Source organism: Lawsonibacter sp. OA9 (genome assembly GCF_022440585.1).
Genome location: NZ_JAKNTI010000014.1, coordinates 1 through 15,006, shown reverse-complemented (window position 1 = coordinate 15,006; position 15,006 = coordinate 1). Strand labels below are relative to the sequence as shown.

Below are 15,006 nucleotides of genomic sequence, written 5' to 3'. Positions count from 1 at the left end.
CTGCGACTGTGCCCAGTGCAACGCATTGACCATGAAGCATTTCAAAATGTTTTAGCTTTTCGACAGCATGGCCTATGGTATGGCCAAGATTTAAGACGGCACGTTCCCCCTGCTCCGTAGGATCATGCTCAACAACCGTCTTTTTAATCAGACAGCTGCCCTTTATCATCCTGACCAGTGCTTCATCTTCCCGCGCAAGCAGTTCCGTGCTGTGTGCCAGCGTCCAATCATAATAAGACAGGTCCCGTATCAGCCCGGACTTTAAGACTTCGCCCATACCGCAGGAAAACTGTACATCCGGAAGTGAATGCAGGGTTTCCATGCTCATATAGACCAGACGAGGCTGATGGAATGCTCCGACCATATTTTTAAAACAGTCGAAGTCAACACCTGTTTTCCCACCCACACTGCTGTCCACCTGTGACAACAGTGTGGTGGGTATCTGAATGAAATCTATGCCGCGCAGATACGTGGCTGCCGTAAAGCCCGTCAGATCTCCCACAACACCGCCGCCGAGGGCGATCAGTATATCCTTACGTTCATAGTGTTCTTCGATCAGATGCGTATAAAGTTTCTTTACCGTATCCAGTGTTTTCTGCGCCTCACCCGACGGAAAGACAAAAGATGTAACTGTTTCAAAAAGAGGGGATAGCTGTCTGCTCACCGCATCCAAATAGAGTGGGCCTACCGTACTGTCTGTGACAATACAGGCTTTTCTGCTCATAAGAGAGAGTTTCTCCACAGCGTTCCCAAGGCCCTCAAAGGTGTTGTGCCATTCTATATCATAGGTAAACTCACCCGCACGTTTTACAGTCATCCGATGTTCCATATGTTTCCTCCTAGCTGTAACGGCTGATCGATACGAGACAGCGTCCTTTTTTAGTCTTCGATACGACGCCCGAAAACCGGAATTTTCCATATCCGCGGACAGATATGACGTCGCCTTCCTTCAGCGTGCAGCCGTTTGATGTGACCATTCTTCCGTTAACAAATATTTTTCCACCTTCGATAAGCGGTACCATCCTGCTCCTTGAACTTTGAAATGCAAGAGAGATCAGTGCATCCAGTCGTACGGAGGCAACGGTTCCTTTTATCTCCTGGAAATTTCTGGTGGCTGCCGGCTCCATGGTTTCACTCCGAACTGCTGTGACGGCAGTTCGGCGGACACGTATCATCTCCTGTATTATGAACTGGCTCATATGGTCAATACAGTACAGGTACGCTGAGCTTTCATCGATCAGGAGATCACCCAGCATGCCTCTGTCAATTCCCAGATTCAAAAGTGCCCCGAGGTAATCGCGGTGTGACAGTGGTTCCGCAAACCGTCCGTCCCTCGGGCGGATGTGCAGGCAGCAGATGGGATATTCCCATTCATAAGAAAGAGCATCAGGAATAAAAGCTGTTATCTGACGCTCTGACATATCATAGCCCCCAAAGCCTGCATGTGTTACGCCTGCAAGCTCTCTGGTAAGGCTGTTGACTATATGCTGTTCATTCAAGTCCAGGAAATCCGTGAACGTTACAATATCCCGTTCATAAGCCATCCGTGCCAGATCCTGGATTCTTTTTCTGAAATGTTCTTCCTTTTGCATAGTACGGATTAAAAATTAGTGCGCATGGACGGAATGTCAAATGCACCGCTCAAAATCTCCTGAATATCTCCTGACACTTCCACATTATCCGGCGTCAGGATAAAGATATAGCTGGATATCTTCTGCAGACCGCCGCCGATAGAATAACAGGAACCGGAAGAAAAGTCAATGATACGCTGTGCAACTTCCACATCGATGCCTTCCAGGTTCAGAACAACGGTACAGTGTGCAATCAGCGTATCTGCAATATCTCTTGTATCTTCCATCGAGCTTGGTTTGATCACACATACTTCCATTGAAGAACCTCCTGTTTTTTTACGCATCGGCGTAATTTTTGAAGAAGACTGTTTTGCTGACTGCTTTGAAGACTTTGGCTGTTTTACAGCAGCAGCCTCAGACATTTTCTTTGTTGTCCTGGGTTTATCGAATGGGTCGTCCAGATCATCGTAGTCGTCCAGATCGTCATCATTTTTTTTGAAAAACCGGCGTTTTTGTTTTGGTTCATCTTCTATATCTTCTATATCATCATCAAAAAATTCATCGTCATCATCGTAATCATCATTTAAACGAATTGCATCCAGAAACTTGTCTAATACTCCCATTATGATCTCCTATCTACTTATCCATGGTTTTTGGTGAATAATCCCGCTCTCCGAAGATTCCTGTTCCGACGCGAACCATCGTTGCTCCCTCTTCGATCGCTACTTCATAATCGTTTGTCATCCCCATGCTCAGAATATTCACATTAACATTATTAATGTTTTTCTCCATTATGTCAACACTTAATTGTTTTAATTTCCGGAATACCGGGCGGTTTTCCTCCGGATCATCGACAAATGGAGCGATCGTCATGAGACCTTCTATCCGAATGTTCGGCAGTTTTGCAGCTTCCTCAACAAGTGCAACTACTTCTCCGCAGGCAGTACCGAACTTACTTTCCTCCTGTGCCACATTCACTTCGATCAGCACCGAAACGGTTACCTTTCTTTTCTGAGCCTCAGTGCTTATGGTCTCTGCCAGGCGCAGGGAATCCACAGAATGAATCAATGCCGCCTTATCCACGATATACTTAACCTTGTTGCGCTGGAGATGACCGATCATATGCCAGCGCAGATTTTTGGGAAGGATTTCATATTTACCTGTAAGTTCCTGTACTTTGTTCTCACCGAAATCTACCTGGCCATATTCGATGGCTTCCTGTATCAATTCCACGGGTTTTGTTTTACTGACTGCGATGAGTGTTACTTCCCTGGGATCTCTTGACGCACGCCTGCAGGCCGCTGCAATCTTTTCTTCCACTGCTTTAATGTTTTCCCGTACCATGATATCGCGCTCCTTTTAGTATAATATTTCTTCTTCTTTTACTGTGCTGCTGTCTGAGACAATGTTGTCAAACTGTGCAATTCCGTACGTCGTTCCTGACTCGACGATACAGTATTCTTCATTCTGATCGATGATCACGACTTTCCGGAACACAGCATACCCCTTATTGATACAGTATACGCCCTCCAGAGGCATCGTGTCGCCAATGGTATAGCGTTCTGTTGATTCCGGTTTGATAATGACGTCGCCGTCAGAAAAATCCTCCTGGTCTACATAGTAGAGATCATCCTGCTGAGCATAGACAGTCGCATTGACAAATTCCGATGAGGTTTCTCCACTTTTATTTGTTGTCTCTTTCAGAAAACCGATTTCATCTGATTCTCCTCCGGTCGTCTCATAGCCTTTGGGAATCACATAGAAATCCTTATTTACTATGGAAGAAACTGGTATTTTCAATCCGGTCTTAATGTTGGTCACCAGTTCAATATCGATAAAACGGTCGGACGTATATCTGAGCATTCCTGTTGAAAAATCGATTTTGGCGTAAAAGCGATCATCTTTGGTAACAATCGTAAATTTTCCTGTCTGCGTTACACCGTCTTTCAGGAATTTTACACGGATTGTTTCTCTTCCGGCAAGCTGTACCGTCTGTGTATCAGTCAGCGGGATCATCAGTGACCAGTTTTCGCTGGTAACCAGCTTGTACACATCGTCTCCGACGGACAGCTGATCGGAACTTCTCAGATTTGTTTTCTGATAGGACTTCTGGTTAAAATGATCAGGTTCAATCGTATCCGCAGTCACAGACTCATAACCATCTTTTGTATACTGAACAATGCCGTCTGACGGTGCAAAATTTACCGTCTGGTTTCCGATTGTCTGTGTCGGGGCGACAATGTCTTCCGAATCAGTGCCCTGCTCTGTCACATCGGCCAGTCCTGCATACTGCAGAAGACTTCCCTCCATTTCATACTTAAAGCTGTACGTATCATAAAAATTGTTCGCGTCAAAATTATACGCAAATTTGGCCATGGCTGACCGTATCTGTGTCAGATCTTCTTCTGTCAGCTCAGCTGTGCCTCCGGAAGTCTCTCCATCGCCAATGCCGTACACTGCCCCGGATTTTTTAACCTTGGAGTTCTCACGTACATAGTAAGTTGCATAACCGCCGGTATTGGCCTGTACAAGCTGCTCTGACCGCAGGATCAACGCGGTATACGTCTGGTTTTTTGACAAAGGACCGCTTGTTACCTGATAGGGGGTAATATGCGCTGCAGTCAGATACATGATGATACTGATAACCATATAAATAAATAAAGCTCCGAACAGTATCGTTCCAATATTAAGCGTGGCGGCTTTTTTAAAATCTGAAAGGTGTATGTCCGGGCGTTTCCACTTTTTTTTCTGAGTTGGCAAAATACTGTCTCCTTGTTCTGTAAAAGTCTACATCCATGTTATTTTATCATTTTAGCCGTAAGACCTCAAGATGAAATTTCTCTGTATTTTAACATCACAGAAGAATATTTCTGGCAAAAATGGGCAAACTGTCTTTAAAATACATGCAGACAGGAGGAAATACTATGAATACATCTGGTTTGGATTATACTGCGTTAACGATCGCAATCATCGGTGCTATTAACTGGGGACTGATCGGTTTTTTCAAATTTGATCTGGTCGCATTCATCTGCGGCAATATGTCCTGGATTTCACGCATTATCTATGCGATCGTAGGAATCAGCGGTCTTTATCTGCTGAGCATGTACGGACGTATCGGAAATTCAGCAAAAAACGGATGATCTGACAGTTACATGTTCGCAGGACGGGTTTCCTGAGAAACGAAAAAAGGGGAGATGAAGTACCACTTCATCCCCCTGTATATTTTTTCTTCTACAAAGAAAGAATCACTTTATCTTTTAAGGATTCGCTGATCGTATCATCATTCACAGATATGCTGATAACGAAATTAACGCCGAATCTCTCGCCAATGGCTTCCAATTGAAGAATGGTATCGGTAATATCCTGATCCTCAAGCTGTGCGATCTTCATGAAACTGTCAATATACATCTCTTCCAGATCATGATCCTGTGAAATAATACCACAGATAAAACCTACGAACTCATCACTGTTTTTCAGCGGAAATCCGGATACATCGATCAACCGGATCCTGTTGTTCAGCTCATACATATGCCTCGTACTCTTATCCAAAAATACGATATTGCCATTCGCAGATTTGATTGCCGCATTAACTTTATCCAAAAGCTGCTTAGTCTTACCTTTTCCCTTATCCCCAATAATTAATTGAACCATAGCAGTTTCCTCCTTAAGTCATCATTTAATATGTAATTTTACTAAAAAGTATTGATTTATAGCTCTAATTATAGTGTATTTAAGACAAAAACACAATGGTAAATTTATAATTTCTTTAAGAATTAATTTTTGACAAAAGCTGATTCATATCATCATACAAATTTGCTTTTGTAGACGCATTCAAAACAATAGAAACATAAGGAGCTCCATAGTCATTCTGACTCAAAATTGCAAGGCAGGCTCCCGCCTGACTGGTGGTTCCTGTCTTTCCTCCCAGAACTGTAACACCGGAAGGTGCGCTGGTCTCTCCGGTCAGATAATGATCCGTCGAATCAAGGTGAACCTGGACAGTTTCATTTCCTCTGGTAAAATTAAGATTGTAAACCGAAAGCTGCATGGTATCAACAAAATAATCGTAATCCAACGCTTCGTTCAGCATCAGATAAACATCGTACGCCGTTGTATAGTGATTATCATCGTGAAGTCCGGACGGATTGACAAAATTCGTATTCGTCGCGCCGATTCTCCGCGCCTCCGCATTCATCATCTCAACAAAATGGTCGACAGACCCGCCTACATGTTCTGCAATCGCCATTGCGGCATCATTTCCGGAATACACCAGAAGGCCGTGAAACAGTTCGTCCATGGTGACAATATCGCCTGCCTGAAATCCACACACCTGAGATCCCTCTTCCAGCGTTACGGCATTCTGACTGACCGTAACGACATCATCCATATTTCCATATTTTACAGCCAGAATAGCGGTCATGATCTTGGTGATACTTGCAGGATATGCTTTTTCATGCATATCCTGGGCGTACATAACAGTCTTATCGTCAACATTCAAAAGACAGCTTTTCTCATTTCCAGGCATACTGATGCCTTCTGCGCCGACATTGTCATAGGCTACACAGAGCTCTGCGGCAAAAGGCTTTGCAGTCTGGAACGCATTCGTGCTGCCGTCCTGCTCAACCACCTGTTCCTGGTATGAAAAGTGCATATCCAGGTTTTTATCTTTTCTGATTTTCATGATTCCGAGAATGCCGAGCAGTACCACTATCATGAGAACCATAACCAGGAAAATCGTATTAATAAAAAGTTTTCTTTTTCTGGTGTTTGTTTTCATACTCTTCTGACCTCTCCCTGCAGATAATTTCTATTCTGAAGTCCGACATTCAACACAAGTCCCATTCCAATAAAGAGACTGACCATGGAACTCAGGCCGTAGCTGACAAAGGGAAGCGGTGTGCCTGTATTTGGCATCAGTCCGGTCGCCACGCAGATGTTAATGAAGCTCTGCAGCGCAACGACCGTCGCTACCCCGCAGCAGATCAGCCTGCCGGATAGATCTTTGGCTCTCCTGCCGGTCAGAATACATTCAATACAGATCAGGAAAAGCAGCAGAATAATACCGGCGGCGCCCAGAAATCCGAGCTCCTCCCCTGCCACTGCATAGATAAAGTCCGTCTGTATCTGAGATACGAAGTTTCCTTTATTGGATGAGGAAACTTTATTATTATTGTAGCCTTTTCCGGTCAGCTGACCGGAACCGATGGCTGTCTTGGAATTCTGCTGCTGCACGATATCATCCGAGTACGCGGCATCTTCAGGATACAGCCAGGACATGATACGGTCTTTCTGATAACTCTCCAGAATCTCAAGGTCCGTCTGAGTAACCAGAATCAGGAACCCGACGACAAGCGGGACCATGATGACTAACACCGTTCCGATGATCTTATAACTGAGCCCTGCAATATATAAAAGTACACAGAACAGTGCCGCTACGGTGATCGTGTTTTTCAGGTCAGGCTGTATCTTAATCAGAATAAGCGGAACAGCTACCAGTATGATAGAGCTGACCAGTGTCTTCAACGTGTTCAGATCATCCTCATGATCCATCAGATACTTCGCAAAGAACAGGATGAGTATGATCTTGGACAACTCCGTTGGCTGGAACTGGAAAGAACCGATTGAGATCCAGCGGGTCGCTCCGTAGGTTGTCTTACCCATGATACGCACTGCAAGCAGCATCAGAATATTTACAATATACATAATCCAGTAAAAATTCAGAATCCAGCTGAAGTCAATCAGGGAGACAATGACCATCAGGACGACCCCGAGAATCACCCCGAACAGCTGCCGTGTCTGCAGAGACTGCATGGCACTTCCGACCAGCATGACACCCATGCCGCTGATCAGCACAAGCCATAAAACCAATCTGAAATTGTAGTCTTTTAACTTATATAGTTTAAACATATGATTCCTTTGTTTTTATTTCACTTTCGTGAATTCATTGTGCGGTGTTTTTTTAACCGATATGGTAGCCATGAGTCTTGGTGGTGTTGCTGTAAATGTCAGTGCAACACCATCCTCTTCTACCAGTATGTATTTATTTACGGTTTTCATCAAATCTTTCTTCAGCATGATCAGAATTCCGGGAGAGCAGTCAATACGCTCGGCATTTACGAGAAGTTTCAGCCGGTCTTTTGCAATTCTGCCGGTATTTTTTCGTTTTGATCCAAACACCACTGCCACCTCCTACTTGTTTTTGAAAAGGCGCCGAAAAAGTCCTTTTTTCTCAGTAAGGTCCAGAAGCGGAATCTGTTCACCCAGGATTCTCCGGCAGATATTCAGATATGCCTGTCCTGCGAGTGACGGTCCGCCTGCAAGCGGCTCGCCCTGATTTGTTGCGATCACAATGTTCTCATCATCCGGAACGGCACCAATCAGGTCGACCGCCAGGATATCTACGACATCTTCCACGGACATCATATCTCCACGTTTGACCATATCCATACGGAGCCGGTTGATGACAAGCTGAATATCGCGCAGGTCATCCGCTTCCAGAAGACCGATAATACGGTCTGCATCCCTGATTGCAGAGACTTCCGGGGTTGTCACCACTATGGCTCTGTTAGCCCCGGCAACAGCATTTTTAAACCCCTGTTCAATACCCGCGGGACAGTCCAGCAGGATAAAATCAAATTCTTCCCTGAGATCGTCACACAGCTTTTTCATCTGCTCCGGAGTCACAGAAGTTTTATCCCTGGTCTGTGCTGACGGAAGCAGAAACAGTTTGTCCGGAAACTGCTTGTCTTTGATCAGTGCCTGTTTCATGCGGCAGTTTCCCTCGATGACATCCACCAGATTATATACGATCCGGTTTTCAAGTCCCATGACGACATCCAGATTCCGAAGTCCGATATCTGTATCGACCAGAACTGTTTTCCTGCCGAGAGCGGCAAGACCGCAGCCGATGTTGGCTGTCGTGGTCGTCTTGCCGACGCCCCCTTTTCCTGATGTTACTACGATTACTTCACTCATGATGCATCCTCCAAACGATTTCTTTTTTTTAATTATCCGCTTTCGTATTTAATCGGTCTGTTCGTTGGAAGTACCTTCCTGAGCCGCAGTTCCGGTCAGGATTTCCGTTTCATCTTTCAGTTCAAAATAATAATTTAAAATATCCTTAGCCACTAACGCCGCGTTAGTGGAGGAATACCCGTAGGCAATACGCACCGCCATGGATATTTCCGGATTTTCATACGGAGCATATCCGATGAAAAGTCCGTGACTGGTGCGGTTTCTGGACTGCTGCGCCGTACCGGTCTTGCCGGCAAGCGAAACATTCAGATCCTGGAATAATTCTTTGTTGGTTTCGGTGATAACACCTCGCATGCCGACATGGATATCATCCCAGATATACTGGGGTACCTCCAGTTGGCTCTGAACCTGCGGAGTTAAATCTTCTATCAGGTTGCCGGAAGAATCCGTCACTTTATCCAGCAGGGAGATATCATAGCTTGTGCCGCCGTTTGCAAGTGTTGACACATAGCGTGCAAGCTGAGACGTCGTATAGTTGTGTGTACCCTGACCAATTGCTGAAGGAATCGGCATCTGATCTGAGATCTGAGGATCAGCCTCCGAGATTTCGATACCGGAGTTTTTATCAAAGTCAAAAAGTTCGGCATAATTGGTGATTTTCTGTGTTGCATTGCTGTCCGAGAAAACATTGTTCTCATCCAGTCCCAGACGGTAGGCCACTTCACTGAAGAAGACGTTGCAGGAATTGGTAATACCTCCGCGTATATTCAGCAGGCCATGTCCATCCCTCTTCCAGCATCGAAGCTCTGAACCGTCGATTCTGTCAAAAATACCCGTACACTGGATCGTGGATTCATCATCGATGACACCCTCCATCAATCCAGCGACCGTTGTCACGAGCTTGAATGTCGAACCGGGCGCCGTTCTCTGCTGCGTCGCCTTATTATAAAACGGTTCCGACAGATCACTCGTCAATTTTCTATAATAACCGGTATCCATCTGATTTGCAAGCCGGTTATTGTCATAGCCCGGATATGTGACACATGCCTTGATCTCTCCGGTATTCGGATCTGTTATGACGACTGAACCGGAGCACGGGTCAAGTGCCAGCTGTGCGGGGGTGATTTCCAGATTCATGATCTTGCTTCTCATCAAGTCATAGGAGCTCGTCTGCCCCGCCATGAAAGATGTATACAGATCATCATCTTTTGACAGGATACCCTGATCATAAAGGATTGTGCACAGCTCATTACCTGAGATCACATCGTCCATCAGCATGTATTTGTACAGCAGTTTTGAAAATGCAGTGTCTGTTTTCAGGTAATCCGCGATATACGCCGCCAGTGCAGCATACACTTCCCCGGAATCCAGATATGTGTTCTCCTCAGTGAACCGGGAAATATCAATCCAGTTCTGGCTCGCTGCATATGTCAGGAACTCCTGAAGACTGATCGTCTCATCCTGTGTCCAGGCCAGATACGTCTGGTCTGATTTGTCAATGGCGTTTTTATCGAGAATGCCCGTGTCATCCATCAGCATCTCGTTGACGATATAACTGATGTAGACCTGCATCTCTTCCCTCATGTCTTTATATGCCTGCGGGGAGTCACCCGTCAGTTCCCGGCTGACCTCCTCAAAGATCTGCGCCTGCTTGGCCTCAAATTTTGCCTGCACATTGCGCTCCGTTTCAGAGGCATCTTCGCTGGAAAAATGGCCGATATCCAAAATGCTGTTATTGACAAGTGCATAATAGACATCGTAAATCGGGATCGGGATCGCAGAGGTATCCGTATTTTCATCCGTCTCAAAGGTTTTGATCGGCTGTATATTCGATACCAGAACTCCGGCAATCCTCTGTTCCAGTATTTTATAGGCTGCGATCTGAAGTTCCTTGTCAATGGTCAGATAAACATCGTTTCCCTGAACGGGATCCGTTTTGGAGTCCTTATCGATTTCCAGAACTTTTCCGAGATTATCGACATATACGGTCTCTTTCCCGTCTGTTCCCTGCAGCGTTGTCTCCATAACCTCCTCAATCCCCGTTTTACCGACAATGGAGGTTGTTGAATAGTTGGGATTTTCCTCCCTCAGCGAATCAAGCTCTTCAGCAGATATTTTCCCCGTGTAGCCGATCAGGGAAGAGAAATAAACACTGTCTGCGTAGACACGCACGGAATCTTCTGCAATATCCACGCCTTCCAGATCATTTTTATTTTCCATGATAGTAGCCACGGTCTCCTCACTGACATCCGTGGCGATCGTCACCGCCACGTATTTCTGATAGCTTGTGGTTGACAGCAGATAACGGATCGACACCATCTTCAACAGTTCTTCTTTTGAATATTCTGCTGGAAGACCATACTCTGTCAGTTCTTCCTCCGTATACGGATTTTCGGATAAAATAATACCGAAGCGGTCATCACCCGCCAGGTCTTTCATGATCTGATCCGGTGAAGCGTTTGCTTCTTCAGCTTTCAGATCATCAATCAGGCTGTGCCCGTAGACATCGGCACGGAATCGTGAGAGTGAAAAATCAGTAACGTCAAAGTCATAATTGCCGTTCTCATCCAGAACAATATGGAAACTGTGGTCTATAGAATCCCCATTTGCCTCTACGAGCTGTATGATCCGGTAAATCTCACTGTTCAGAGACAGATTTCGTATCCTCCGGTTCGCATAAGTGCCGCTGTCTTCCAGTGTTATGGAGTATGAAAGCTCATTTGAAGCGAGCACATTGCCGTCACAGTCCAGAATATTTCCGCGGGTGCTTTTCAAAGTCCGTTCACGGGTTGTCTGCAGAGAAAAATTATCTGCGTATTCCTGGCCATGAATGATCTGCAGAGAAAATATCCGCTGTATCAGAATAAAAGCCATGACAAGAAACACCGCGATCAGTACGGTGGTCCTGCTCAGTCTGAACTTTTTAAACATCTTTTTTATCTTCTTAACCAAGGTGATCGTTGTCCTTCCATTTCGTATTCAAGCAGCTGTCGGTTGATCCATAAAAACAGGCGGTAGAATAGCAGTGTCATAACAACCGTATAAACGATTTCCGGAATGATGATCTGCTTCAGATATCCGAAAAAATTCAGGCGGCCCCGAAGCATGAACTGCAGTCCGTAAATGACGATTCCGTATACGGCGTCACTGGCCGTTACCAGCATAGTCGGTACTTTGATATCTTCGTCATAATACACTTTATATAAAAATCCATTCAAAAATCCAATCCACATATATAAAAGCGCGTGGAATCCAAAGAGGTTGCCATAAAACATATCGATCATCAGTCCGCTCAGGAATCCTGTAAACATACCGATACGCTTTCCGCACATAAATCCAAAGGATACCGTCAGGATCAGCAGCAGATTCGGTGTGATGGATGCGATGGAAAGCGCTTTAAATACAGTACTCTGCAGCAAAAAGGTCAAAAGAACCAGAACAGCCAGGATCAGTTTTCTGCGCATCAGTCTCCTCCTTTATTCTTCAGTTCCTTTATCACCAGAACCTCATGTATATGGGCAAAATCAACGACCGGGATCAGATATCCGTTCTTTGTGAGATTATTCGTATCATTGTTGATCTCGTCGATGTATCCGATCAGGATGCCTTTCAGGAATTTGTCACTGATGTTGGAGGTGACGATCCGGTCACCGACCTGTACCTTGTCTTCCTTATCTGTCAGCTGGATGAAATTGAGTTTCCCCTCATCCATCAGCAGCAGATTGCCTGTTACGATGCAGTCATCTGATGTGGTTGCAACCATGGCGCTTACATTGCTGGAGTCGTCAATGATGGAACGCACAGTGGCCCAGTCCTTGCCGACTTCAGTTACGATGCCGGCAAGCCCCCCGTTTGCAAGGACATTCATATCAACCTGGATACCGTCATCACTGCCGCGGTTGATCACAAACGTATTATACCAGTTGCCGGGATCTTTGGAAATAACCTGTGCGGCTACCTTTTCGTACTCGGAATATTCTTTATCCAGCGTATACAGCTGTCTTAAGCGTTCCAGCTCTTCCTGATCCTGCAGCAGATTACTGTTCTCTTCCGTCAGTTTATCGACTTTCTCCTGCAGGGCTTCATTTTCATTTTTCAGTTTTTTGGCATTCATAAAACCGCTCGTCTGATCCCGCAGCCATGTACCTGCCCCGTTGATACCTTTCTGGAAGGGTGAGATGACGTACCCTGCGCCCTGCTGAATCGGGGCAAAGGAAAACCTGGAAGTCGCTGCGAGTGCGATCAGACCGATGCAGACGATGGTCATGATGATGATCCAATGTTTTGTTTTTATGGAAAATCGATTCTTTTTTTTCATGCTTTGTCCTCAATTAAAATCTGTATTTCTTACTGCTGCTTTTTGATGTGAATGCCCAGTGCTGCAGTGATTTATGGTTGATGATCTCTTTCAGGCCATAGACCGCAGACGTGTCACTGTATTGAGAAATATGGGCAGCACATCCAAGCCGCTTCGCCAGATACGTATCGATATACGGTATCCTGGTACAGCCTCCGGTCAGGTAGATACCTTCCGTCGTGATGCTGCTATGTATCTGAGGCGGGGTACGTTCCAGAAACAGCTGAATCTCGTCCGCCGCCTGCCGCAGCTGACTGCGGATGACTTCATTTATAACCGCAGAGCTGACCACACCTTCTTTTGGCAGACCGGATATCGTATCAAGTCCGACTACCTTCCGGGCTTCTTTCGTGTCGGAGGAAAGTCCGGCCATGGCTGTTTTCAGCCTGGAGGCCATTCTGCGGCTGATATGAAGACCGCATCGTTTCCGCACGTTGGCGACGATCGCCTCATCAATTCGGTTCCCGCCGAATGACAGCGGTTTGCTGATAATCACTCTGTTGTCAGCCAGGACAGAAATTTCCGTACACTCGGCGCCCATATCGACGATCATGGAACCTTTGCTTCTGGAGATCGGTATTCCAAGGGACAGCGCATTTACAATGGGCCGTTCCACCAGAAAAATCCGGCTTTTTCGAAGATCCCCGCCGCTGGCGATCGTATTGTAGGCCCTCTTCTCAATTTCTGTCATGTTCATAGGCACAGAAAAATAGACAATCGGCCTGTTCCCGAAGTGTTTGTTCAGCTTGCGCAGCAACAGGTGGAGAACCACTTCCAGATGGCCGATGTTGGCAATCATGCCGCCGCTCATCGGAGAAGAAACTACAATATTATGCGGAGCCTTTTCATACATCTCATACGCATCATTTCCCACTGCGAGCACTTCTTCTTTATTGCGGATAGCAATCATGTTTTTTTCTATTAAGATTTCATCTTTCTTCAGGGAGTAGATCTTAATCGTATCTGACCCCAGATCCACTCCGAATACATGCTGTAAAACCATAGACTTTATAACCCCTTTATGCCCTCTGTATCATCCCCTCCTGACACAGACTGATATGCCGCCTGTCACCGATAATAATGTGATCCAGCAGATAGATTCCAAGCAGTTCTCCGGCTTCAAGGATACGTTTGGTGATCAGGATATCCTCGTTGCTTGGCCGTGGATTTCCGCTTGGGTGGTTGTGCACCAGAATAATGTGGACCGCATGGAACTGCAGTGCTGACAAAAAAATCTCGCGCGGAGAAATCAGCGATGCATTCACAGTACCTTTGGATACCTGTACATCACCCAGAAAATGATTCTTTGTATCCAGCATCATACACAGCAGAACTTCCTGTTCCTGATGTCTTAAATCTTCCATATAATAATCGGCGATCGTATCCGGACTTTTAAAATCCAGAAATGGACTGGACGCCCCTTTTGCGATCCGTCTCGACAATTCACCGATACATTTAATCTGTACAGCTTTCACATCCCCGATTCCCTTTACTTCCGTCAGCTGTGCAAGAGACAGATGGTGCAGTCCCAGCAGACCCTCATGCCCCTTGGACAATGCAAGCAGATGCTGCGCAAGTTCTATGGATGAGGTACCGTGTGTTCCGCTCCTCAGAATAATGGCGAGAAGCTCTGCATCCGTCAGAGACTGTGCTCCGTGCAGTCGGAATTTCTCATAAGGACGTGATTCGACAGGCAGTTTTTTATCGTTTCGTGTTTTTCATAGACCTCTGTCTCTCTTCAGGCAGAGTCAGCAGGCACTTTACATAAAAATTCATTTATATTTCTAGCACAAATGGGGCACAAAGTATACCGATATTCCCGTTATTAAAGATTTCACAATTTCAATCCGCAGCGACAGCTTCTGCTGTTTTCAGACCGTCGATCGCTGCCGAGTGATCCCTCCCGCATAACCTGCTCCTTCTCCATGGGAAAATGCCGGAAATATTACTCATCAGCCTGGCGTCGCGGTGGATTCGTATGGGTGACGAAGTCCTGCTCTCAACTGCGCTCAGCAGGCAGTCCCTGCGGTCAAATCCGGGAATCTTTTTGCCAAAGGCATGAATTCCTTCCACAAGCGCATCCGCCATGAATCCAGGGAGAAA

At 45.8% G+C, this 15,006-nt stretch carries 17 protein-coding genes; 1 reads left to right on the top strand and 16 read right to left on the bottom strand.

Annotated elements, in window-relative coordinates; all coding sequences use genetic code 11:
• The 5 genes from aroB to MCG44_RS00635 form a co-directional block, all read right to left on the bottom strand.
• On the bottom strand, positions 1–829 hold an 829-nt coding region (aroB, locus tag MCG44_RS00655; RefSeq protein WP_240286238.1), incomplete at its 3' end, for a 3-dehydroquinate synthase.
• Positions 830–839: 10 nt separating this feature from the next.
• Entirely contained in the window at positions 840–1,544 is a 705-nt protein-coding gene (locus MCG44_RS00650) for an RNA-binding protein (protein ID WP_318653883.1), read from the bottom strand.
• Positions 1,545–1,600: 56 nt separating this feature from the next.
• Positions 1,601–2,194: a cell division protein SepF gene (locus MCG44_RS00645; protein ID WP_240286234.1), complete on the bottom strand. Its 594-nt coding sequence runs from the start codon at positions 2,192–2,194 to the stop codon at positions 1,601–1,603.
• A gap of 13 nt (positions 2,195–2,207) precedes the next feature.
• A complete protein-coding gene (locus tag MCG44_RS00640) occupies positions 2,208–2,915 on the bottom strand; it encodes a YggS family pyridoxal phosphate-dependent enzyme (RefSeq protein WP_240286232.1) in 708 nt (235 codons plus the stop codon).
• Positions 2,916–2,930: 15 nt separating this feature from the next.
• The gene (locus MCG44_RS00635; RefSeq protein WP_240286230.1) at positions 2,931–4,331 is read right to left on the bottom strand and encodes an HlyD family efflux transporter periplasmic adaptor subunit; all 1,401 of its coding nucleotides are present in this window, start codon (positions 4,329–4,331) and stop codon (positions 2,931–2,933) included.
• Between the two features lie 164 nt (positions 4,332–4,495).
• Between MCG44_RS00635 and MCG44_RS00630 the strand changes: the two genes are divergently transcribed.
• Positions 4,496–4,711: a DUF378 domain-containing protein gene (locus tag MCG44_RS00630; protein WP_240286228.1), complete on the top strand. Its 216-nt coding sequence runs from the start codon at positions 4,496–4,498 to the stop codon at positions 4,709–4,711.
• 91 nt (positions 4,712–4,802) lie between these two features.
• On the opposite strand, the gene MCG44_RS00625 is transcribed toward MCG44_RS00630, so the two are convergent.
• The 11 genes from MCG44_RS00625 to MCG44_RS00575 form a co-directional block, all read right to left on the bottom strand.
• A complete protein-coding gene (locus tag MCG44_RS00625) occupies positions 4,803–5,222 on the bottom strand; it encodes a twitching motility protein PilT (RefSeq protein ID WP_240286226.1) in 420 nt (139 codons plus the stop codon).
• A 115-nt stretch (positions 5,223–5,337) separates the two neighbouring features.
• Entirely contained in the window at positions 5,338–6,348 is a 1,011-nt protein-coding gene (locus tag MCG44_RS00620) for a D-alanyl-D-alanine carboxypeptidase family protein (RefSeq protein WP_240286224.1), read from the bottom strand.
• Positions 6,345–7,439, bottom strand: coding sequence for an FtsW/RodA/SpoVE family cell cycle protein (locus MCG44_RS00615; RefSeq protein WP_412531122.1), 1,095 nt, complete (start codon positions 7,437–7,439; stop codon positions 6,345–6,347). The genes MCG44_RS00620 and MCG44_RS00615 overlap by 4 nt, the downstream gene beginning before the upstream one ends.
• Before the next feature lie 54 nt (positions 7,440–7,493).
• Positions 7,494–7,748, bottom strand: a complete 255-nt coding sequence (gene minE, locus MCG44_RS00610; protein WP_240286220.1) for a cell division topological specificity factor MinE — start codon at positions 7,746–7,748, stop codon at positions 7,494–7,496.
• 12 nt (positions 7,749–7,760) lie between these two features.
• Entirely contained in the window at positions 7,761–8,546 is a 786-nt protein-coding gene (gene minD, locus MCG44_RS00605; protein ID WP_240286218.1) for a septum site-determining protein MinD, read from the bottom strand.
• Between the two features lie 48 nt (positions 8,547–8,594).
• Complete coding sequence (locus MCG44_RS00600; protein WP_240286217.1) at positions 8,595–11,498, bottom strand: penicillin-binding transpeptidase domain-containing protein; 2,904 nt, start codon at positions 11,496–11,498, stop codon at positions 8,595–8,597.
• Positions 11,483–12,010, bottom strand: coding sequence for a rod shape-determining protein MreD (gene mreD / locus MCG44_RS00595; protein ID WP_240286215.1), 528 nt, complete (start codon positions 12,008–12,010; stop codon positions 11,483–11,485). The genes MCG44_RS00600 and mreD overlap by 16 nt, the downstream gene beginning before the upstream one ends.
• A complete protein-coding gene (gene mreC / locus MCG44_RS00590) occupies positions 12,010–12,864 on the bottom strand; it encodes a rod shape-determining protein MreC (RefSeq protein WP_240286213.1) in 855 nt (284 codons plus the stop codon). The genes mreD and mreC overlap by 1 nt, the downstream gene beginning before the upstream one ends.
• 13 nt (positions 12,865–12,877) lie before the next feature.
• On the bottom strand, positions 12,878–13,906 hold the full coding sequence (locus MCG44_RS00585; protein ID WP_240286211.1) for a rod shape-determining protein: 1,029 nt from the start codon (positions 13,904–13,906) through the stop codon (positions 12,878–12,880).
• Positions 13,907–13,922: 16 nt separating this feature from the next.
• On the bottom strand, positions 13,923–14,600 hold the full coding sequence (radC, locus tag MCG44_RS00580; protein WP_240286240.1) for a RadC family protein: 678 nt from the start codon (positions 14,598–14,600) through the stop codon (positions 13,923–13,925).
• A gap of 145 nt (positions 14,601–14,745) precedes the next feature.
• Positions 14,746–15,006 (bottom strand): FAD-dependent protein (locus MCG44_RS00575; protein WP_412531121.1); only part of this gene is annotated, 261 nt, incomplete at its 5' end.

Bases quoted from the DNA above. Each gene is read 5' to 3' on its own strand.
- MCG44_RS00620 (WP_240286224.1), bottom strand. From the start codon at position 6,348: ATGAAAACAAACACCAGAAAAAGAAAACTTTTTATTAATACGATTTTC.
- MCG44_RS00585 (WP_240286211.1), bottom strand. From the start codon at position 13,906: ATGGTTTTACAGCATGTATTCGGAGTGGATCTGGGGTCAGATACGATT.
- mreC (WP_240286213.1), bottom strand. From the start codon at position 12,864: ATGAAAAAAAAGAATCGATTTTCCATAAAAACAAAACATTGGATCATC.
- MCG44_RS00645 (WP_240286234.1), bottom strand. From the start codon at position 2,194: ATGGGAGTATTAGACAAGTTTCTGGATGCAATTCGTTTAAATGATGAT.
- MCG44_RS00630 (WP_240286228.1), top strand. From the start codon at position 4,496: ATGAATACATCTGGTTTGGATTATACTGCGTTAACGATCGCAATCATC.
- MCG44_RS00640 (WP_240286232.1), bottom strand. From the start codon at position 2,915: ATGGTACGGGAAAACATTAAAGCAGTGGAAGAAAAGATTGCAGCGGCC.
- minD (WP_240286218.1), bottom strand. From the start codon at position 8,546: ATGAGTGAAGTAATCGTAGTAACATCAGGAAAAGGGGGCGTCGGCAAG.
- mreD (WP_240286215.1), bottom strand. From the start codon at position 12,010: ATGCGCAGAAAACTGATCCTGGCTGTTCTGGTTCTTTTGACCTTTTTG.
- MCG44_RS00650 (WP_318653883.1), bottom strand. From the start codon at position 1,544: ATGGCTTATGAACGGGATATTGTAACGTTCACGGATTTCCTGGACTTG.
- MCG44_RS00625 (WP_240286226.1), bottom strand. From the start codon at position 5,222: ATGGTTCAATTAATTATTGGGGATAAGGGAAAAGGTAAGACTAAGCAG.